General features: G+C 62.0%; 16 protein-coding genes. 7 read left to right on the top strand and 9 right to left on the bottom strand.

The features are described from left to right. Positions 1–17: 17 nt before the first annotated feature. From R6258_RS14840 to R6258_RS14810, 7 genes are all read right to left on the bottom strand, one after another. The gene (locus R6258_RS14840) at positions 18–1,013 is read right to left on the bottom strand and encodes a TerC family protein (RefSeq protein ID WP_318452104.1); all 996 of its coding nucleotides are present in this window, start codon (positions 1,011–1,013) and stop codon (positions 18–20) included. Between the two features lie 281 nt (positions 1,014–1,294). Beyond that, positions 1,295–3,871, bottom strand: coding sequence for a tetratricopeptide repeat protein (locus tag R6258_RS14835; protein WP_318452099.1), 2,577 nt, complete (start codon positions 3,869–3,871; stop codon positions 1,295–1,297). A 239-nt stretch (positions 3,872–4,110) separates the two neighbouring features. After that, the gene (locus R6258_RS14830) at positions 4,111–5,361 is read right to left on the bottom strand and encodes an alginate lyase family protein (RefSeq protein WP_318452096.1); all 1,251 of its coding nucleotides are present in this window, start codon (positions 5,359–5,361) and stop codon (positions 4,111–4,113) included. 42 nt (positions 5,362–5,403) lie between these two features. Next, entirely contained in the window at positions 5,404–6,111 is a 708-nt protein-coding gene (locus R6258_RS14825; RefSeq protein ID WP_318452094.1) for a polysaccharide lyase, read from the bottom strand. A 286-nt stretch (positions 6,112–6,397) separates the two neighbouring features. Continuing rightward, positions 6,398–8,002 (bottom strand): PilZ domain-containing protein, encoded by a 1,605-nt coding sequence (locus tag R6258_RS14820; RefSeq protein WP_318452090.1) that lies wholly within the window; start codon positions 8,000–8,002, stop codon positions 6,398–6,400. Between the two features lie 36 nt (positions 8,003–8,038). Continuing rightward, positions 8,039–9,976, bottom strand: a complete 1,938-nt coding sequence (locus tag R6258_RS14815) for a glycosyltransferase (RefSeq protein ID WP_318452087.1) — start codon at positions 9,974–9,976, stop codon at positions 8,039–8,041. Positions 9,977–10,210: 234 nt separating this feature from the next. Then, entirely contained in the window at positions 10,211–11,560 is a 1,350-nt protein-coding gene (locus R6258_RS14810; RefSeq protein ID WP_318452085.1) for a UDP-glucose/GDP-mannose dehydrogenase family protein, read from the bottom strand. A gap of 419 nt (positions 11,561–11,979) precedes the next feature. On the opposite strand from R6258_RS14810, the gene R6258_RS14805 reads away from it, so the two are divergent. From R6258_RS14805 to R6258_RS14775, 7 genes are all read left to right on the top strand, one after another. Continuing rightward, on the top strand, positions 11,980–12,447 hold the full coding sequence (locus tag R6258_RS14805) for an SUF system Fe-S cluster assembly regulator (protein ID WP_318452080.1): 468 nt from the start codon (positions 11,980–11,982) through the stop codon (positions 12,445–12,447). 56 nt (positions 12,448–12,503) lie between these two features. After that, complete coding sequence (sufB, locus tag R6258_RS14800; RefSeq protein WP_318452078.1) at positions 12,504–13,946, top strand: Fe-S cluster assembly protein SufB; 1,443 nt, start codon at positions 12,504–12,506, stop codon at positions 13,944–13,946. A 102-nt stretch (positions 13,947–14,048) separates the two neighbouring features. Beyond that, a complete protein-coding gene (gene sufC, locus R6258_RS14795) occupies positions 14,049–14,801 on the top strand; it encodes a Fe-S cluster assembly ATPase SufC (protein WP_318452075.1) in 753 nt (250 codons plus the stop codon). Then, the gene (sufD, locus tag R6258_RS14790; RefSeq protein WP_318452072.1) at positions 14,798–16,180 is read left to right on the top strand and encodes a Fe-S cluster assembly protein SufD; all 1,383 of its coding nucleotides are present in this window, start codon (positions 14,798–14,800) and stop codon (positions 16,178–16,180) included. Before sufC ends, sufD begins: the two co-directional genes overlap by 4 nt. Continuing rightward, on the top strand, positions 16,164–17,405 hold the full coding sequence (locus R6258_RS14785) for a cysteine desulfurase (RefSeq protein ID WP_318452066.1): 1,242 nt from the start codon (positions 16,164–16,166) through the stop codon (positions 17,403–17,405). Before sufD ends, R6258_RS14785 begins: the two co-directional genes overlap by 17 nt. A gap of 19 nt (positions 17,406–17,424) precedes the next feature. Next, positions 17,425–17,991, top strand: coding sequence for a putative Fe-S cluster assembly protein SufT (sufT, locus tag R6258_RS14780; RefSeq protein WP_318452063.1), 567 nt, complete (start codon positions 17,425–17,427; stop codon positions 17,989–17,991). 137 nt (positions 17,992–18,128) lie between these two features. Beyond that, positions 18,129–18,746, top strand: a complete 618-nt coding sequence (locus tag R6258_RS14775; protein WP_318452061.1) for a vancomycin high temperature exclusion protein — start codon at positions 18,129–18,131, stop codon at positions 18,744–18,746. A 97-nt stretch (positions 18,747–18,843) separates the two neighbouring features. Here R6258_RS14775 and R6258_RS14770 read toward each other — a convergent pair whose 3' ends face one another. Together R6258_RS14770 and rimK are read right to left on the bottom strand one after the other, a co-directional pair. Continuing rightward, positions 18,844–19,290, bottom strand: a complete 447-nt coding sequence (locus R6258_RS14770; protein ID WP_318452059.1) for a hypothetical protein — start codon at positions 19,288–19,290, stop codon at positions 18,844–18,846. A 130-nt stretch (positions 19,291–19,420) separates the two neighbouring features. Then, positions 19,421–20,329 (bottom strand): 30S ribosomal protein S6--L-glutamate ligase, encoded by a 909-nt coding sequence (gene rimK / locus R6258_RS14765; protein ID WP_318452057.1) that lies wholly within the window; start codon positions 20,327–20,329, stop codon positions 19,421–19,423. Positions 20,330–20,338: the final 9 nt, after the last annotated feature.

The following is a 20,338-nucleotide window of genomic DNA, read 5'->3' as shown; positions in this document are numbered from 1 at the left end:
CTGCATGGTTCGATCGATTATCTGCTCTCGGGCGCGGTGCGGCGTGACTTCATCAGGCTGGCGATGGTCGTCACGGCCAAGGTGCCGACAATGATCGCCAACGACAGCCAGATGGGAATCTCCGGCGCCCAGTGCACCCCTTCGCCGCCATTGATGAAGGGCAGGGTATTGCCATGCAATGCCTCGAGGATCAGTTTGACGCCGATGAAGCCGAGAATGATCGAGAGCCCGAGGCCCAGGTAGACCAGGCGATCGAGCAGACCACCGAGCAGGAAGTAGAGCTGCAGCAGGCCGAGCAGGGCGAAGGCGTTGGCGGTGAATACGATATAGGGGGACTTGGTCAGCCCGTAGATCGCCGGAATCGAGTCCAGCGCGAACAGCAGGTCGGTAAAGCCCAGCGCGATGACCACGAAGAATAGCGGCGTTACCACACGCTTGCCATTCTCCTTGGTCAATAGCCGGTTGCCGTGGTATTCGCTGGTCGCCGGAAAGACCTTGTGGGCCCAGCGCTCGAAGCGGGTCTCGTGATACTGCGGACCACCGGACGATTGATCATGCAGGCTGTCGTAGGCGAGCTTCGCTGCGGTATACAGCAGGAAGGCGCCGAATACGTAGAACACCCAACTGAACTGGGCGATGGCGGCCGCGCCGACGGCGATGAACGCGCCGCGCATTACCAAGGCGATGGCAATGCCGATCAGCAATACCTTCTGCTGGTATTTGCGCGGTACCGCGAACTTGCCCATCAGAATCACGAAGACGAAGAGATTGTCGACCGACAGGCTCTTCTCGGTGATGAAGCCGGCGAAATATTCGGTGCCATGACTCGCGCCCCAAACCAGCCAGACGCCGGCACCGAAAAGTAGCGCGATGGCGATGAAGAACACCGACCAACCGGCGGCTTCCTTGAGCGTCGGTTCGTGAGGCTTGCGGGCGTGGAAGATGAAGTCGAAGCAGAACAGCGCAATGATGCCGGCCACGGTGGCCAGCCATACCCAGGTTGGGACGGACATGGGGAGTTTCTCCGGTCGTCGTTAACGGACACCGAAGGTCTCTTCCGCCCCGAACAGTCGCTCTAACTAGAGCCGAACCGGGACCGATGACGCCGGGACGTTTTTTGCGTCCGTGCTGACGACGTCACCGTCGTGGAGCGCGCGTTGGCGAGGCGCTCCACATCGGAATACTCCCCTTCCTGTGGTGTGCCGAGTGTCGCGCCGTTCCCGCCGACAAGCAAGGCCCGAGCGTAAAAAGCCCGGGCGCAAACCCGGGCGAACGGCACGACATCGGTGGGCGCTCAGCTTCCCGTTGCGGTGACCTTACTGGCGACCTCGGCGGCCTGGTCGTTCTCGAGCAGATCGCGCATCGTTTCCAGGGCAACCTGGCTGTTGCCATCGATGGTCTGATCCAGCCACAGCAGCGCCTGGGACTGATTGGCGCTTTTCAGGCCCTGGGTCCACAGGTAGGCCTTGGCGAGTGCCAGGCGAGCGGTGGGGTGGCCCTGGCGGGCGGCTCGAAACAGGTATTCGGCGCCCTTGGCGCTATCTTGCTCCAGCACATCGCCACGCAGGTAGGCACGCCCGAGGGTCGCCTGAGCGCCGGGGTGACCCTGCTCGGCGGCGTCCTTGAGAAGTTCAAGACCGCGTTCCACGTTCTGGGTAATACCGTCGCGCCCATAGAGAAGCGAGCGACCTAGATTGGATTGCGAAGAAAGACTGCCGGCTTCGGCCGCGCGGGTCAGCCACTGCTTGGCCCTGGCCGGATCCTTGGCGACCCCTTCACCCGTCAGATAGGCCTCGCCCAGTACCTGGGCGGCATAGGCATTGCCGCGCTCGGCGCTACGGGTCAGCAGGTCTATGCCCTGGTCGGTGTCGCGCTCGATGCCGTTGCCTTTAAGATAGGCTTGGCCCAGCGTCTGCATGGCACCGAGATTGCCACCGCGAATGGCGCGCCGTAGCAAGCTGACGCCACGTTGCGGATCGGCCGCCACGCCGTTGCCCTTGAGCAGCCTCGCGCCCAGGTCGGCACTTGCGCCGACGTGGCCGCGCGAGACGGCGGTTTCCAGATAGTCGAGGCCTTTGGAGACGTTTTGGGGGAAGCGGTCTCCCTGCAAGTAAGCCCGTCCAAGCGTCGCCGCAGCGCCAGCGTGACCTGCGCTATCGGCCTTGCTCAGCCACTGGTAGGCCTTCTCGGTATCTTGTTTCAGGCCCAGGCTGCCTTCGAGATAGGCGCGGCCGAGATCGGCCATGGCTCCGGGTTCGCCGAGCTTCGCCGCACGAATAATCGCATCGACGTTGCCGCCATCGCCGCGATCACGGTAGAGCCGGGCCAGCGCAAGCTGGGCGGAATCATGCCCGGCCGCTTGGGCCTGCTTGAGCCAACGCTCGGCCTTGTCGTAATCCTGGGGCAAGCCTTCACCGTCACGGTAAGCGCGGCCAAGCACGATCATGGCGTAATCATCGCCCTGTTCGGCGGCCCGTGTGAGCAGTGACTCCGCTTCGCCACTGCTGTTGGCGTTGCTGAGCGGACCGTCGAGATAGGCCTTGCCGAGCACCGTCATCGCCGTGGTATCACCGGCCTTGACGGCTTGCCTGAGCAGTGGCTCGCCGGCTTGAGGATCGGCCGGGATTACCTCTCCGGTCAGGTAGGCTTCGCCAAGCAGGCGCGCGGCAAAAGACTGATCCTGCTTGGCAGCCTCGCGTAGCAGGCTTTCGGCGCGAGAGGGCGAGCGTGCCACGCCCGTCCCGGTCAGATAGGCTTCACCGAGCTGGGCGGTGGCGTAGCTGCTTCCTGCTTGGTGACCGCGCTTGAGATAGTCGATGGCTTTCTGCGGTTGAGCCAGCGTTCCTTCGCCATCCAGATAGATGTCGCCGAGCAGCGCTAACGCGAGCGGATCGTCTTTATCCGCGGCCTTTTCAAGCATCTGAATGCCCTGTTGGCGGTGTCCCGGTAGCTGCGTTCCATCGATATAGGCCCGGCCCAGGGCGATGGTGGCATTCAGTGACCCTTGTTGCGAGGCGCGTGCCAGCCATTTTTCGGCTCGCTGTGGCTGCGGCGTAATACCTTGCTCGCCGAGCAATGCTTTACCCAGATCGGTCATGGCTTCCACATCGCCCGCTTGCGCGGCCTGTTCGAGCATGCCGATCGCACGTTCGCTTTCGCCGTTGGCGAGCAGCGCCTCGCCGACTTCGCCGAGCGCATCGGGATCGCCGGAATCAGCGGCACGCATCAGCCAGCGACGCTGCTTTTCGGGCTGGTAACCCAGCATGCCCTCGCGCGCATAGAGCGCCGCGAGGTCGGTCATTGCATCGACATCGCCCTGCCTGGCGAGCGTTTCGATCTTTTCGGCATAACGCTGTGCGTACTGCTTGGACTGCTGTGGATCGGCCTGGTACCAGCCGCCCTGACGGTACGCCTCGGCCAGGGCCAGCAGGGACTCGGGATTACCCTGCTCGGCGGCCTGACGGTAGAGCTGGACGGCACGCTCGGGCTGGCGTTCGACGCCCTGGCCCTGGGCCAGCATATCGGCCAGCAATGGCTTGGCGTCGACTTCCCCCTCGCCGATCGCTTGCTTGAGGAGATAGAAGGCCAGCGTGTCGTTGCGTTCTACGCCATCGCCATCCCGATACATGCGCGCCAGATTGAGCGAGGCGTTGCCGAGGATCGACGAAGGCCGGTGCAGTGCTTGGCCATAGTACTTGGCGGCACGCTGTGGGTCGCGGGGTACGGCCTCGCCCTTGTCATAGATCTTGGCCAACTCGTAATTGGGCAGCATGAAGCCTTCGTTGGCCAGTGCCTGGAAACGTTCGATGGCCGTCTGCGTGTTGCCTGCATCGGCGGCCTGACGCGCGAAATCGACTCGGCTCCAATCCATGGAGCCCATATCGGTCGGCCGGCCGCCGTCGAACCAGTCCTCATACTGCTTGGGTACGGCAGGAGCCGCCGTGTCCTTGACAACTTCGTGCGTGGCGCAACCCGCCAGAGCGAGAAGCAAAGGCGTGGTACGCAAGAGCGAAAGCCACTCGCGGCGTGGTATGCCGCGGTAAGTCGCTAGACCGGTCATGTAAATTCCTCCGTGATTGAGCAGTAGCCCGCCGAAGCGGGCCGAACGCCTTATTCCAGGTCTTCGTAAAGCCGGGCCTGCTGTTCCTGCTCTTCGGTGATTTCCTGTTGCTGTGCTTCGGGATCCATGAAGTACAGCGTGACGTAGCCACCGGCGCCGCGATTGGCGATGGGGCGCATGGTGTCGAGAAATTGCGTGAGACGCGGAGCGTCGAAGTGGGATAGATAGATTTCCATCCAGGCCAGGTATTGGTCGTCCTTGAGGAAGCCTTTGTACTGCTCGTGGGGTGCAAGCTCGCCGAGCTGCTCTGGATCTATCATGATGTCGGTGACGAAGTTGACGGCATCATGGATGGTATGGCCGTTGACTTCCAGGTTGTAGATGTCATAGCCCTGCTGGGCGATGATCTGCATATTGGGAATCAGGTAGAGCAGGGCGTAATTCTGGTAGTGAGTGGCGCGTCGACCGCGCTTCATCTCCAGCGGGAAGGCGCCTTCGTCGGTCATGTCATTTAGGGCCGAATAGATGGCGCTGACGCCGAAGCGAAACAGTTCATCGTCCTCGGTGAGCACGCCGACCATCGAGGCATACAGCGCGCGGCGGTAGAAATGGTTGTTGCAGCAGCTGTTATTGGGCTGGCCGGGGATCGCCTTGTGCGCATAGGCGAGACGCTTGAGCCAATCGTCGATGCGCTGTTTCTGCTCCGTCATGCCGTCGACCGCAGGGCGCACCACCGAATAGGCCTCGGCAGCGGTGAAGATCATCGACTCCGTGGAGAACCAGGCCTGGGGCGCCGCGGAGTCGTAATAGAATTTGCTCAGCGCATCGTGCTGGGCCCACTTGTCGAGGAAGCGGACCATGCACTCCGCATAGTAGTCATCGCCGCTGGTGACATAAGCCCCCGCCAGGTTGGCGACGGCTTTCTCGAACTTGAATAGCGGCCCGGAAATTTCGCGCCAGGCTTGCGGAGAGGGATAGAAGCCGGGAATCCGAATCTTGGTATCAAGCGGCGGAATCTGCAGCAATTGCTGGCAGCTGGGTCCGGTGGACAATCGCTGGACCTGGGTCAGCAGCAAGGAGTTCTCCGTTTGCTGAAGCAGCTTCATGCGCGATTGCACGTCGAAATAGGAGGCGTTCGGCCGGGTCACCTTGTACTCCGACAGATCGAGTTGTTGGCGCTCCTTGATCGACATCGCCTGCACAGACACGGCCCAGCCCACCAGCAGGAGCGTAACCATTACCAGTAGGCCGAGGGGGCGACGATTCCTTACGTCCTGGTGAATTCCATTCATAGAGAACATAGCGACTCATTGTCGTAAATGGCGAAACGGCTGATCGGCTATTCAGCTCCGATCAGCGTAAACACGGAAATCGGCGAAATCGGCATGCTGATTCTTGGGCGTACGCCAATCCTTGCCATGGCCGCCGAAGAATGTGGAGAACATCAACCCATCGGCGTACACATCACCCTGCCGGCGATAGACGATGTCTCGCTGCTCGAGGATCGGGCGTCCCTCGATCCATACGCGTGCAATGCCGTTATCACGCTGCGGATCGTTGAGGACGATTTCCTGTTCGACCGTGACCCACTCCCCGGTGGGAAAATGCCAGAGCCCGCGCCCGACGGACTTACCGTAATCACTGTCCTTGTTGACGACATATTCGTAGAGCTCGCCCTGGCCGTGCTTGCGCCACATGAAGCGCATCGAAAAGCCGTCGCCGGTCACTTCGTCGCCGCCGCTGGGCGCCTGACCGCCGTACAGTCCCGGCAGCTTGCCGCCTTTGACGAAGTCGAAGCCTTCGGGGAAGCGAACCTTGTACTGCAGGCATGCGCGCTCGGCGTGGCTGAGCGCGGGCAGGGTCGCGTAGAAGCCGGCGCCGCCTTTTTCAGTATCGCTGGGTGCCGAGGTGCCTTCGGGATAACTGACCCGTAACCCACGTTCGCCGAGGCCGGTCTGGCTCGCGTCGAGCACTTCGATGTTCTTCTCCGTTCCCCAGTCGTCATGGGTACCAAAGGCCTGGCGAACCGCACGCTTGCCATCTTCGACCATGGGAGGCTCCATGTCGGTCGCCAGCGAGTAGCGCTGCGAGCAGGGAGCTACCTGAGGCACCGGCAGTGAGGCCTCATCCTCTTCCCCGTCATCGGCTAGTGCGCCCGGCGTGACGAAAAGCAAGGCAAGCGGCAGAACGAGGCGTGCAGAAAGAGAGGGAGCCCGACGAACTGACCGATGGCTGTGAGTTCTGCGGGTAAGCATGGTTGATCTCCTTGACGGCCATGCCGGCATTGCTGCGAGCATGGCGTCGGTTAGGCGACATCGCGGCTGGCGAGATGCCCGTTCAACTGGCGGATTCGGTCTTTGCAGCGGTCGCGGTCTGCTCGTCGGTAGTATCGAAGACCTGATTGAAGAGCTGTTCGGCCTGCTGGTACACGGCGCGACCACCTTGCCAGACCCATTCCACCGTGTTGTCGATGATCGGTGCTTCACTGAAGCGCACGTCCACGGGCACCCCGACAGCACTTGCCGGCAATGGTTTCTCGGGGACCAGCAGGACGCTGGCGACGTTCTGTTGTTGACGGACCCACTTGGGAAAGCCCGCGCGCGGCTGACGCTCGACGTCCAGGGACACGGTACGCACCTGGGCCTGAATCGGTTCAGAGGCGTTGGGCAGGGCGATATAGGCGGTCTGATGAGGCTCGATGCGATCGATGTCGTCCATATGCACCAGCGCTTCGACCATGACATCGTTCTGGCCGGTCTGAATCAGCGTCATGATGCGTTCGCTTTCGTTGATATAGGTGCCGCCGGAACTACTGCGTGCCCAGGCCACCAGGCAGTTGCAGGGGCTATAGATGGTGTTGGTCGACATGCGTGACTCCAACGCATCGATGCGTGAGCTCTGGTAGTCGCGCGATGTCTTGAACTGATTGATGCGTACGCGAGCAACTTCAGCCGGCACACTCTCGAAGTTGGCTGCCGAGTTGGAGGGGCCCGAGTCGCCACTCGGCATATAGACCTGGTTGGTGCCGGGCGAGTCGATGCGCTCCTGCAGGTTCTTGATCAATTGGTTGTTATAGTTCAGCGATGCCTTGGCCAGAATCAAGTCGGTCTGTAACTCGCTATTCTTGACCCGTACCAGCTCTTGGTCACGCTGAACCTGGTCGCCGGCGCTGAACTTGTGCTGGGCGAGAATTCCCGAGCCCGGTGCGCGGATGTCGATACGCGGTGCGGTGACGGCGGCAAAATCGGGCTCGATCAGCATGAAGTTGCGGTAGGCCGTGGACGCAGCGACAGCCACCAGGAGCAGCGCAGCCAAGACCAGCGCTGCGTAGCGCCCGAAATGCTTACGCTGGCGCGGCTGCTTCGATGACGGCAAGGCAGCGCTCTGACGCTTACGCGGTGTCTGCGGATCCTCGGTGGCGACCAGGCTTTCCACGGAAGCATGGTTGCCGCTCAGGTGAGCGCGGATGACCCGCCGCAGCAGTTCACGGTGGCGCCGGGCGATGCGGGTGATCTCGAAAGCGATCTCGTATTGCTTGTCGCGCCGTCGACCCGCGTCGCGTAGCACCTTGGCATCGACCGGCACGATGAGTTCCGCTGCGCCGGCGACCAGCAATAGCGAAGCCGATACGACCTTGCCTTCCTCGATGGGCCTGTCGCTGTAAATAGAGAAGCCACCGAGCGACAGGTCATGGCCGGGTAGGGTGGTATCGTCAGCGAAACGTACCTGAAAAGGCGCATCGACACGTACGTGGCGTCGTTCATCGCGACGTTCGTGGTTCAGTTGATCATCCCGCGCAATCTGCTCGTCATGCTCGTCGGACGCGCTGGGTGAGTGCCGTTCGCTGTTCCGGTCATCACGATGTGACGTACCGTATCCGTTGCCGGTACCGTCGAGGGTCGGCTCTCTTCTGTTGGGATCGCGAGTGTTGTCATCGCTCATGGTGTTCTCCTTGTCCGGTATCCGTGTCCGTACTCTTCAGTCCTGACGGGACGCGAGCCTGACTTCCATGTCGGTCAGGGTGACAGCGCCAAGCATGGTTTCCAGCTCGCAGGGTTGTTGGGGGCTACAGCTAAATCGCTTGTTATCGGCCAAGGCCTGGCCGTCGTGGGCATAGAGACCTTCAGCAAGAGCCGGGCTCAAGCGGAGTACGGTCGGACGCTCGCCGCCATGGCCCTTTATCAGCGAAGAGCGTATTTCACCCAGCTCGAAAAGCTTTTCGGTCATCTGAGAGCCGACGTACAGGCTGCCTGCAGGCAACTGCACTTGGCCCCCTTCTGGAGCATCGGCCAGTGCCAGCGCCAACCAGTCGCCATTGTCATCGGCGTCGCTCCGCTCGGGGTCGCTGAATTGCTGTTCGCTTTCGTCAAGCATAATGTCCAGTGCGACACGATCGGGCGGTGCAATCACGCCGACGAAGGTGGCCAGGCACAGCAGCATGGTGCCCAGATAGACACTGTGCATGAAATGCCCCATGCGGCGCTGGCGCTTGGCCGCCTTGGGATCGTCGGGCTCGCCAGCGGAAATTCCCTGACGCGACCAAGACTGACGGTTGAAGCGAAAGCTGACGTAGGTCTTGAGCAGGGCGCCGCCGATCTGGTTGTAATAGAGCAGGGGCACCCATAGCAGGCTGACGCGGCCGCGTTGCAGGGCCAGTACGCATGTCGCCACGCTGCGCGTGAAGAAGATCCATAGCAGGTAGGCGAAGATGAACGATGGGCGCACGAACAGGGTCAGCATGATTGCCACCGTAGGCCCGATCAGCGTCGTCCACATCGACAGGCGCTGATCGACCAGGCTCCACCAGGTGAACAGCCCCATGCGCTTGGGACCCAGCGCGATGGCTCGGCCGCTGGTGCGCAGCATGTTGCCGTACCAACGACGCATCAGATCGATGGTGGACTTGAAAAAGCGATCCTTGTCGGGCAGCTCCTCGAAGCCGGCTACGTACACATCTGGGATGTAAAGCATCTTCCAGCCGTTCTTGAGCAGCCAGTACCAGGTCGACTTGTCGTCGCCGGAGAGAAACTTGAAATTGCCAAAGCGCCAGTGCTCGACATGATCGTTCTCGACCAGGTCGATGAAATCGGGATTGGTGGCAAGCTCGGCGCGAAAAGCGCTGTAGCGACCGGTCAGTACCAGCAGACGCTCGGAAACCGCCATCGAGCTCATGACCAGATGACGCTGCGCGTAACGCAGGTCGTACCATTCCTTGGTGACGTCGCCGCCATTGACTATCGAGCGATTGTTGGTGGTCAGCGCGCCCAGGTCTTCCTGCGACAGGAAAAAGGAGAGCGAGCGTGACAGCGTGCCCGGCTCGATCTCGATATCGCCGTCCATGGTTATCAGCAACGAGCGATGGCTGGGCATGCGGCGCGAGATCGCGCGCAGCACTTCGGCCATTGCCGAGCGCTTGCCATCACCCTTCTGGAACATGTAGCTGACCTCGACGTTTTTCGGCCAGCCATTTTCCGCCATCACATGGTCGATGACATCGACGTCGCTACGGTCGGAAATCGCCGCGAAGATCGTCGTCGGAACGCCATAATCGCGCGCTTCACGTATCAGCGCATCGTAGACCGAGAACGAAACCTCCGGCTCGATGCGAAAAGACGTGCACAGCACATAGAGCGCGTCGGGACGTTGGGTTTCGCCGGCCGCATCGGCTTGTTGCCGCAGTTGCGGAAAGACATGGCGGTTGAACCAGACCGAACGCACGGCTTGGGTGAACCACCATGAGTAGCGCCAAGCGCCCACCACGCCGATCGCGAGAATGAAGCTCTTGGAGTGAGGCGAGAAGACTTCCGGAGGAAGCTCGAAGAGGAGCACCACCAGAAGAGAGAGCATGAACAGCAGTGTCGTCACCTCGGTAACACGACTGGCTGTCGAGCCCTTGCTGTGCTTGTTCAGCGACATGGCAAACCTTCCATGACTATCGATGACAGCGATAAGGCAACTGTATTCACATTGCCGTTATCGCTTGGTGAACTCGCCGTGAAAGATGCGCTTCCTTGACACACCCCAGCGGCGATTCTTCCTGCTCCAACCCGACGCCTGAAGGCGTCGGGCGAGCGGGGAGCAGGCTGCTAGCGCTGATTCAATGCGAAAGCATTGTTTCGGCTCGATAGCAGTGCAGGGGATCGATGGCCATCAAGCTGCCTTGCGCGGCTTCAGCGAGTCGCCGCGGCCCATGGCGAAATACAGCAGCCCGGCTGATTTCACGCTCTGCGGATCGAAGAGGTTGCGGCCATCGACGATGACCGGGGTGCGCAAGGTGGCGGCAATATGCTCGAAATCCACCGCGCGGAAAGCCTTCCACTCGGTGCAGATCACCAGCGCATCGGCACCTTCGAGCGTGTCGTCGCGGCGCTCGCAGTAGCTCAGGTCGTCGCGCTCGCCATAGATGCGCCGGCATTCGTCCGTCGCTTCGGGATCAAAGGCCTGTACCCGGGCACCGGCCGCCCACAGGGCTTCCATCAGCGTGCGACTCGGCGCCTCGCGCATGTCATCGGTATTGGGCTTGAATGCCAGTCCCCACAACGCGATGGTCTTGCCGGCAAGATCGCCATCGAAGGCCTGTTCGAGCTTCTCGAACAGCTTGCTCTTCTGGCGCTTGTTGACGGCCTCGACGGCACTCAGTAGCTCAGCCTTGTAGCCGATATCCGCAGCGGTGCGGCCGAGTGCCTGAACATCCTTGGGAAAGCACGAACCGCCGTAGCCGCAACCGGGATAGATGAAGTGATACCCGATGCGCGGATCGCTGCCGATGCCGTGACGGACGTCCTCGACGTCGGCGCCCAGGCTTTCCGCCAGGTTGGAGATCTCGTTCATGAAGCTGATCTTGGTAGCCAGCATGGCATTGGCTGCATATTTGGTCAGCTCGGCACTGCGCACATCCATGAACATCAGCTTTTCATGGTTGCGATTGTACGGTGCGTAGCATTCACGCATCGCCTTGACGACCCGATCGGAGTCGGTGCCCACGATGATGCGCGCGCCCTGGGAGAAATCCTGGACGGCCGCGCCTTCCTTGAGAAACTCGGGGTTGGAGCAGACGTCGAAGGCCAGGTCCACGCCCCGCTCATCGAGCACGCGCTGAACGGTGTCGGTGACCTTGTCGGCGGTACCCACCGGCACGGTGGACTTGTCGACGATGACCTTGGGTTCCTGCATGTGCTGGGCGATGGTCTCGGCGACCTTGAGCACATACTTGAGATCGGCGCTGCCGTCCTCGTCGGAGGGGGTGCCGACGGCGATGAACTGCAGCTTGCCGAAGGCAACGGCCTCGGCGGCATCGGTAGTGAAGCGCAGCCGCCCGGCGCGCATGTTGGTGGCGATCATCGGCTCGAGGCCGGGCTCGTAGATGGGTACTTCGCCGCGATTGAGGCGGGCGATCTTGTCGGCGTCGACGTCGACACAGACGACTTCATGGCCGACATCGGCCAGGCAGGTTCCAGTCACAAGACCGACATAACCGGATCCGAAGATGGTTATCTTCATATAGTCACCTCTCCATGGTGTTTATCGATGTCGCTATCGAACGGATGGCGTTGCACGCCTAATCCAATTCGTGAGCGAGCGCGTCAGGCTAGCTGTCTATCCTTATTCGAATATCAGACATCCGATCAGTGCCGACGTACAACGAGCAGTCTCTAGCTGGCTACCGGCTGTCGAGGTTAGCTATCGATTCAGGCCGGCACGCCAATCTTCTAGTTTTAGGATTCTAATTCAGTGGGTAATATTTTGTAACCCGAGCTTTACGTTCCCTAGCCTAGGAAAAGCTGGTCCCAACGTCAAAACTTGGCTGTGGTTTTTTTCGAATACACTGTTCGAAAATGTTCGATTTGGGCCATGCCTTCACACGGAGATCATATAGGACTAAAATGGTACGCAATCGCTGAGCGAGCTGGAGAGCAGCAATGCTGAAGCTGTCAAAGCTGACCGACTATGCCGCCGTGGTGATGGCGCAGATAGCGCGCCATCCCGACCGGGCATATGCCGCTACGGAGCTTGCTGCAGCAGTGCAGTTGCCGCGCCCGACTGTCAGCAAGACTTTGAAGATGCTGGTGCGCGCCGGTCTACTGGTCTCGCGGCGAGGAGCTCAGGGCGGTTATCGCCTGGCGCGCTCGCCCGCGCAGATCTCGGCCCGCGACATCATCGCAGCCATCGAAGGGCCGGTGGCAATGACCGAATGCAGCCAGATCGATGGCGATTGCGAGCTGCTGGGCAATTGCAGCGTCGCCGACAACTGGCAACGTGTCACGTTGGGTGTCCAAACGTTGCTCGATAGCATCAGTTTGGCACACCTGGCGCAGACCACGCCAATCAAGTTACCCGTGCAGCTACCCATACAGAGCGTGACGCTAGCGGCTTCGGCCGAGGGCTGACACGCCTATCATCGCTTGAACAGGGCTCAAAAGCAGACCGCCCGGAGGGGAAGACCATGGCTACAGAGGAAATGGAGCAGCTCGTTCGTCGCGAGTATACCCAAGGTTTCGTGACCGACATCGAGAGCGACACGGTTCCGCCCGGCCTGGATGAAAGCGTCATCGCCTTCATCTCGCAGAAGAAGGGCGAGCCTCAGTGGATGCTCGACTGGCGTCTCGAGGCTTATCATCAGTGGCTGAAGATGACGGCTCCCTCCTGGGCGCATCTCAGTTATCCGCCGATCGACTATCAGGCGATTTCCTACTACAGCGCGCCCAAGAAGCCCGAGGATCGTCCGCAGAGCCTCGACGAAGTCGACCCCAAGCTGCTCGAGACCTACGAGAAACTGGGCATCCCCCTGCACGAGCGTGCGTCGCTGGCCGGCGTGGCGGTGGATGCGGTGTTCGACTCGGTCTCGGTGACCACCACCTTCAAGGACAAGCTCGCCGAGGCGGGGGTCATCTTCTGCTCGATTTCCGAGGCGATTCGCGACTATCCCGAACTGGTCAAGCAATACCTGGGCAGCGTGGTGCCGCAGGGCGACAACTACTTCGCGGCGCTCAATTCGGCGGTATTCACCGACGGCTCGTTCGTCTACGTGCCGGAAGGCGTGACCTGCCCGATGGAGCTGTCGACCTATTTCCGCATCAACGCCGCCAATACCGGCCAGTTCGAGCGCACGCTGATCGTCTGCGACAAGCGCTCGCAGGTGTCCTATCTCGAAGGTTGCACGGCGCCGCAGCGCGACGAGAACCAGCTACACGCCGCGGTGGTCGAGCTGGTCGCCCTGGAAGACGCCTATATCAAGTATTCGACGGTACAGAACTGGTATCCCGGCGACGAAGAGGGCAAGGGGGGCATCTACAACTTCGTCACCAAGCGTGCCGATTGCCGTGGCGATCGCTCCAAGGTGTCGTGGACGCAGGTCGAGACCGGCTCGGCGATCACCTGGAAATATCCCTCGTGCATGCTGCGCGGCAAGAACAGCGTCGGCGAATTCTACTCGGTGGCGGTCACCAATGGCCGTCAGCAGGCCGATACCGGCACCAAGATGATCCATATCGGCGAGAACACCAAGTCGACGATCGTCTCCAAGGGGATCGCCGCAGGGCGCAGCGACCAGGCCTATCGCGGGCTGGTCAAGATCGGCCCGCGGGCGCGGGGCGCGCGCAACTTCACGCAATGCGACTCGCTGCTGATCGGCGATCGCTGCGGTGCGCACACTTTTCCCTATCAGGAGATCGGCAACAGCACGGCGACCGTCGAGCACGAGGCGACGACCTCGAAAATCGGTGAAGACCAGCTGTTCTACTGCCGTCAGCGCGGCATCTCCGAAGAAGACGCCGTCAACATGATCGTCAACGGCTTTTGCAAGGACGTCTTCCAGGAGTTGCCGATGGAGTTCGCGGTCGAGGCCGAGGCGCTGCTTAACGTGACCCTCGAGGGCGCCGTCGGTTAAGGCGCTATTGCGCTCGGTCATGAAGCGCCTGGTGCATCGGTAGGTCGCAAATAATTTATCGGAGCCGTCGAGGCGGCTCGAATCGATTCAAGGTGGCAACACATGCTCGAAGTTAAAGATCTGCACGTTACGGTGGAAGGCAAGGAAATCCTCAAGGGGCTCTCGCTGACGATCCAGTCCGGCGAGGTCCACGCGATCATGGGCCCCAACGGGGCCGGCAAGTCGACGCTGTCGGCGGTGATTGCCGGCAAGGACGGCTATGAGGTCACCGCGGGCACGATTACCTTCGAAGGTCGCGACGTGCTGGAGATGGAGATCGAGGAGCGGGCCCAGGCAGGCCTGTTGATGGGTTTCCAGTACCCGGTGGAGATCCCCGGGGTGAAGAACATCTATCTGCTCAAGGCGGCGCTCAACGCTCAGCGTGAAGCGCGCGGCGAGAATGAAATCCCGGCACCGGAGTTCATGAAGCTGGTCAAGGAAAAGCTGGCCTACATGAAGATGGATTCCAGCTTCCTGCAGCGCGCGGTCAACGAAGGCTTCTCGGGCGGCGAAAAGAAACGCAACGAGATCCTGCAGATGCTGATCCTCGAGCCCAAGCTGGCGATGCTCGACGAGATCGATTCGGGACTCGACATCGACGCCATGAAGATCGTTGCCGATGGCGTCAACTCGCTGCGCAGCGCCGAACGCGCGATCCTGATGGTCACTCACTACCAGCGCCTGCTCGATTACATCACCCCCGACAAGGTCCACGTGCTGGTCGACGGTCGCATCGTCAAGTCCGGCGGCAAGGAGCTGGCCCTGGAACTCGAATCGCGCGGCTATGAATGGGTCGTGGAGGAGTCCGCAGCATGAGTGAAGAGCAGAGCTTTCTCGAGCGGCTGCAGGCGCGCGGCGCGGCGCGTCACGCTGAACCGACGTGGATAGCCGCGCGGCGCCAGGCCGGCGCGGCCCGTTTCGAGGCGTTGGGCTTTCCCACCAAGCGTGACGAGCAGTGGAAGTACACCGATGTGCGGCGAATCAGCCAGGGCAATTTCGCCTTGGCCGACAACGCCGACTTCTCGCCGGGTCAGGCGGCGGCGTTGACCCTGCCTCTGGCCGCGGCGATTCGGCTGACCTTCGTCGATGGCCTGTTCTCCGCCGAGCTGTCGGATCTCGCCGCGCTGCCCGCCGGTGCCACGGTGGAGCCGCTGTCGCAGGCGCTGAGCGACAATCACGAGGCCGTGGGTGGCGTATTGGGGCGTTTGACCGGTGTCGACTTTTCGCCATTCGCCGCCTTGAATACGGCCTTTTCCGAGGAGGGCGCGGTGATCCGTCTGGCCCCGGGCACGGTGGTCGAGACGCCGATCGTCGTCCAGTTCCTGTCGCGCGCCAACGCTGCGCCGGTGATGAGTCACCCGCGGGTGCTGATCCAGGCCGGCGCACGCAGCGAGGCCACGGTGATCGAGCATTTCGTCGGTGAAGCGGATGCCGGCAACTTCACCAATGTAGTGGCCGAGGCCCTGCTCGAGCGTGGCGCGATCCTCACCCATTACAACCTGCAGGAAGCGCCGCTAGGCGACCTGCTGGTCACCAGCCTGCAGGTGGATCAGGGGCGCGATAGCCGATTCACCTCGTTCAACGTCAACCTGGGCGGGGCGCTGGTGCGTAACGACCTGGTCAGCGAGTTGAACGCCGAAGGCGCCGAGGCCCATTTCTATGGCCTGTTCTACGCCCAGGGGCGGCAGCACGTCGATAACCATACCCTGGTCAATCACAATGCGCCGCACACGATCTCCAACGAGAATTACAAGGGAATCCTCGACGATCGTGCGCGTGGAGTATTCAACGGCAAGGTGATCGTCAAGCGCGACAGCCAGAAGATCGAGGCGGATCAGAGCAATGCCAATCTGCTGCTCTCCGATCGCGCCGAGATCGACACCAAGCCCGAGCTCGAGATCTATGCCGACGATGTGAAGTGCTCTCACGGCGCGACCACCGGTCAGCTCGACGAGGAGGCCGTGTTCGCACTGCGCACACGCGGGCTCGACGAGCAGACCGCACGCGGCTTGCTGACCCTGGCGTTCGCCGGCGAGGTGATGGATCGGGTGACCCTCGATGCCGTCGCCGAACGGGTCGAGCGGGCGGTGGCCGGCAAGCTTCCCGAGCGCTTCAATCTCACCGGTCTGGTTGAGGTCGCCACGCTCGAGCAGGGGCATGCAAAGGAGGCAGGCGAGCATGACCGCGATGGCTGACCTGACCCTGGATGTGGCGAAGGTGCGCCGCGACTTTCCGATCCTCGATCGGCAGGTCCACGGCAAGCCGCTGGTCTATCTCGACAACGCCGCGACCAGCCAGACGCCGATCCAGGTGATCGAAACGCTCGATCACTACTATCGGCATTACAATGCCAACATCCATCGCGGCCTGCATACGCTGGCCGATGAGGCGACCGCCGCGTTCGAAGCGACGCGGGCCACGGTGCGTGATTTCCTCGGGGCCCGCGAGGCGCGCGAGATCGTCTTCACGCGCGGCACCACCGAGGCGATCAATCTGGTCGTCAATAGCTGGGGACGCAGCACTCTCAAGCCGGGCGACGAAGTGTTGGTCTCGCGCCTCGAGCACCACTCCAACATCGTGCCTTGGCAGCTGCTGGCCGCCGAACGGGGCTTCACCATCAAGGTCATTCCGGTCGACGAACGCGGCGTGCTCGACATGGACGCCTATCGGGAGCTGTTCAGCGAGCGCACCCGGCTGGTGGCGGTCAACCATGTCTCCAACGCCATCGGCACGATCAACCCGGTCGCCGAGATGGCGCGCATCGCCCACGCGCATGACGCCCTGATCCTGGTCGACGGTGCCCAGGCCGCGCCCCATGAGGCGATCGACGTGGCTGCGATCGATGCCGATTTCTACGCCTTTTCCGGCCACAAGGTCTACGGTCCGACCGGCGTCGGCGCGCTCTATGGCAAGGCCGAGCTGCTCGAAGCCATGCCGCCGTGGCAAGGCGGCGGCGAGATGATCGATACGGTGACCTTCGAAGCCGGTAGTACTTACGCCGCGATACCCCACAAGTTCGAGGCGGGCACCCCGGCGATCGCCGAGGTGATCGCGCTGGGGCGGGCGCTCGAATGGGTCGAGCAGATCGGCGTGTCGCTGATCGGCGCCTGGGAGCAGCGTCTGCTGGCGCATGCTCACGAGCAACTTGCCGGCATTCCCGGCCTGCGCCTGCTGGGCACCGCACCGCACAAGGCCGGCGTGGTATCGTTCGTCGTCGACGGTGCGCATGCCCAGGACATCGCACTGTTGATCGACCAGTTGGGGGTGGCTATCCGCACCGGCAATCACTGCGCTCAACCGCTGTTGCAGCATTTTGGCGTGGCAGCGACCTGTCGGGCGTCTTTCGCCGCCTACAACACGCCCGAGGAGATCGATATCTTCGTCGCGGCGCTCGCGCGTGCCGTCGAGATGGTGCGATAGATTCGGCAACGGAGCCGCAATGCAGCCACTGGAAAGTCTTATCTACAAGGGGCAGCAGATGCCCCTGCAACGCGACGTCGAGGCGATCTCGATCCCCTTCGGCAAGAGCGTCACGCTGACCGAGGATGCGATCGTCTCGATCATGCAGGCCAAGGGCAGTACGGTCAGCGTCGGCTTCGAAGGCCGGATGTTCCTGATCGAGGGCAGCGATCTCGATGCGCTCGGCCTGGAGGCCCTGCCCAGGCCGACGCTGCCCGAGGATGCCGACGACGAGGCCCTCGAGCGCTTCGTCTGGGATCAACTGCGCACCTGTTACGACCCCGAGATACCGGTCAATATCGTCGATCTGGGGCTGGTCTACGGGTGTCGCATCGAACATCTGCTGAGCGGCGAGCGGGTGGTGACCGTGCGCATGACCCTGACCGCCCCCGGTTGCGGCATGGGCGACGTTATCGCCGAGGATGCACGCCGCAAGATCCTCGGTGCGAAGCCGATTTCGCGGGTGCACATCGATATCGTGTTCGATCCGCCCTGGAGCCGCGAGATGATGACCGAGGAAGCCCGGCTCGAACTGGGCCTGTTCTAATGCACGGGCGGTCAGGCTGCTCGAGGCACCGCCAGCGCTACGGCGCGGCCAAGCGATGGTGGGAGAGCTGATAGTCGATGGCGGCAAAGCGCACTGCATGGCTCAAGCGGGCGGCAGCAGGGACTGCCGCCCTATTCGTGTTGGCCGTCGGGGTCGTCCTGGCGGCCAACTGGTGGCTGCTGTCGCGCACCCAGGGGCGTATCGAGGATGATCTCTTGCTGTGCCGCGCGGCGCCGGTCGGCATCGTCTTCGGCACGTCCTATTGGACACGCGGCGGCGGACGCAATCCGCATTACGCCGCGCGGCTCAATGCCGCTTCACGTCTGCTGCGTATGCAACGCGTCCAGCACCTGCTGCTTTCCGGCGACAATCGTACCCGCTACTACAACGAACCGGTCACCATGTGGCGCGACCTGCGCAAGGACAACGTGCGCGATAGCGCCATGACCCTCGATTACGCCGGCTTCAGTACTTTCGATACCTTGGTGCGCGCGCGCGAGATCTTCGCCGTCGAACGTGCGCTACTGATCACCCAGGACTGGCACCTGCCGCGGGCGCTGTTCATCGCCGATGCCCTGGGCCTCGAGGCGACCGGTTGCGCGGCACCGACACAGCGCGTGGCGGGGGAGTGGCAGTTGCGTGTACGTGAGTGGCTGGCGCGGGTGGCAACGCTGGGCGATCTCTATCTGTGGCACCGCGAACCCTATTTCCTGGGGCCCCGCGAACCCCTGCAGATAGCCCCGGGTGAGCACTAGCCACGCGGGCACGGCTGAAATGACCGATGCGCGGGCGGGTAGCCCGGCGGCCGAAAGCCCGGGTTCTGCAACAGATCAGCGTTAAATCCGACAGTTACTAGCGACGCTGCTTGGGCTTTTGCAGCTTGTAGAGCTCGCGGATCAGCGCGCGGCAGCCCTTCCAGCAGCGCTCGATGACCGGCTCGATGGCGTCGGGCAGGGGATGCGTGTAGAGAGTCGACAATGACTGCATGACCACTCGTTCCTGTTCGAGCAGCTCGCCGACCAGTACCTGGCTGTCGTCACCGACGAAGCTTTTCAGCCGGCTCCATAGCCACAGGTAGTCGTCGCGTTCGACATCGGCGTCGCGGGGCAGGATGTTGAGGTGCTGCTTGGCGAGCGCCTGGAGTTCGCGCATCGCTTCGCCGCGCTCCTCGAAATGCGGCTTGAGCGCATCGCCCAATGTCGGGCGCAAGCGTTCGAGATTGTCCTGGAAGTAATCGAGGCTGTCGGCCAGCGCCTCCAGTACGTTGTCCATCGCCACTTGGCGATTATCGAGAAACATGAGCGGTCACCTCCTCCGGTGACGCAGATTGTGCGGCTGGAAACAGCGTTTTGCTACCCCTGATGGCAAGAAATACTGTGTTTCCATCGAAATGTCGTCGTCCAAGGTTATCGGCGGCGAGGCGCGATACTTAACCCTTGGGTTTGGGGGGCGCCTTGCGTGGTGTGACGGCGTTCTTTTCCAGATGCTCGATGATCAATCCGGCAATGTCGCGGCCAGTGGCGTTCTCGATGCCCTGCAGCCCCGGCGAGGAGTTGACCTCCATGATCACCGGGCCATGATTTGAACGTAGCAGGTCGACGCCGGCGACACGTAATCCCATCGCCTTGGCGGCGCGGATAGCCGTGGAACGTTCTTCGGGGGTGATGCGGATTACGCTGGCGCTACCGCCACGATGCAGGTTGGAGCGGAACTCGCCCTCTGCAGCCTGGCGCTTCATCGACGCGACGACCTTGTCGCCGATCACGAAGCAGCGGATGTCGGCCCCTCGCGCTTCCTTGATGTATTCCTGCACCATGATGTTGGCCTTCATGCCCATGAAGGCCTGGATCACGCTTTCGGCGGCCTGGTTGGTCTCGGCCAGTACCACGCCGATCCCCTGGGTGCCTTCCAGCAGCTTGATGACCAGCGGTGCGCCCTTGACCATGGTGATCAGGTCGGGAATGTCGTCGGGCGAATGGGCGAAGCCGGTGATCGGCAGCCCCAGGCCCTTGCGCGAAAGCAGCTGCAACGAGCGCAGCTTGTCGCGGGAGCGGGTGATGGAAACGTTGTCGTTGAGCACATAGGTGCTCATCATCTCGAACTGGCGCAACACGGCGCAGCCATAGAAGGTCACCGAGGCGCCGATGCGCGGAATCACCGCGTCGAAGGTCTCGAGCTCGGCCCCTTTGTAATGAATCGATGGGCGGTGCGAGGCGATGTTCATGTAACAGCGCAGCGTGTCGACCACGCGCACACTGTGGCCGCGGCTCTGGCCCGCTTCGACCAGTCGGCGAGTGGAGTACAGATTGCGGTTACGCGACAACAGGGCGATGTGCATGGTGTTCTC

Source organism: Halomonas sp. HP20-15, assembly GCF_033446685.1.
GTDB lineage: Bacteria > Pseudomonadota > Gammaproteobacteria > Pseudomonadales > Halomonadaceae > Modicisalibacter.
Note: the sequence above shows the minus strand (reverse complement) of the source record. Positions and strands in the feature narration are given on the sequence as shown.

What these genes read in the sequence shown, in the direction of transcription:
- R6258_RS14815 (WP_318452087.1), bottom strand. Translation starts at nt 9,976, where the DNA reads ATGTCGCTGAACAAGCACAGCAAGGGCTCGACAGCCAGTCGTGTTACC.
- rimK (WP_318452057.1), bottom strand. Translation starts at nt 20,329, where the DNA reads ATGCACATCGCCCTGTTGTCGCGTAACCGCAATCTGTACTCCACTCGC.
- R6258_RS14770 (WP_318452059.1), bottom strand. Translation starts at nt 19,290, where the DNA reads ATGTTTCTCGATAATCGCCAAGTGGCGATGGACAACGTACTGGAGGCG.
- R6258_RS14830 (WP_318452096.1), bottom strand. Translation starts at nt 5,361, where the DNA reads ATGTTCTCTATGAATGGAATTCACCAGGACGTAAGGAATCGTCGCCCC.
- R6258_RS14805 (WP_318452080.1), top strand. Translation starts at nt 11,980, where the DNA reads ATGCTGAAGCTGTCAAAGCTGACCGACTATGCCGCCGTGGTGATGGCG.
- R6258_RS14840 (WP_318452104.1), bottom strand. Translation starts at nt 1,013, where the DNA reads ATGTCCGTCCCAACCTGGGTATGGCTGGCCACCGTGGCCGGCATCATT.
- R6258_RS14810 (WP_318452085.1), bottom strand. Translation starts at nt 11,560, where the DNA reads ATGAAGATAACCATCTTCGGATCCGGTTATGTCGGTCTTGTGACTGGA.
- sufC (WP_318452075.1), top strand. Translation starts at nt 14,049, where the DNA reads ATGCTCGAAGTTAAAGATCTGCACGTTACGGTGGAAGGCAAGGAAATC.
- sufT (WP_318452063.1), top strand. Translation starts at nt 17,425, where the DNA reads ATGCAGCCACTGGAAAGTCTTATCTACAAGGGGCAGCAGATGCCCCTG.
- sufB (WP_318452078.1), top strand. Translation starts at nt 12,504, where the DNA reads ATGGCTACAGAGGAAATGGAGCAGCTCGTTCGTCGCGAGTATACCCAA.
- R6258_RS14785 (WP_318452066.1), top strand. Translation starts at nt 16,164, where the DNA reads ATGACCGCGATGGCTGACCTGACCCTGGATGTGGCGAAGGTGCGCCGC.
- sufD (WP_318452072.1), top strand. Translation starts at nt 14,798, where the DNA reads ATGAGTGAAGAGCAGAGCTTTCTCGAGCGGCTGCAGGCGCGCGGCGCG.
- R6258_RS14825 (WP_318452094.1), bottom strand. Translation starts at nt 6,111, where the DNA reads ATGGTCGAAGATGGCAAGCGTGCGGTTCGCCAGGCCTTTGGTACCCAT.
- R6258_RS14835 (WP_318452099.1), bottom strand. Translation starts at nt 3,871, where the DNA reads ATGGATTGGAGCCGAGTCGATTTCGCGCGTCAGGCCGCCGATGCAGGC.
- R6258_RS14820 (WP_318452090.1), bottom strand. Translation starts at nt 8,002, where the DNA reads ATGAGCGATGACAACACTCGCGATCCCAACAGAAGAGAGCCGACCCTC.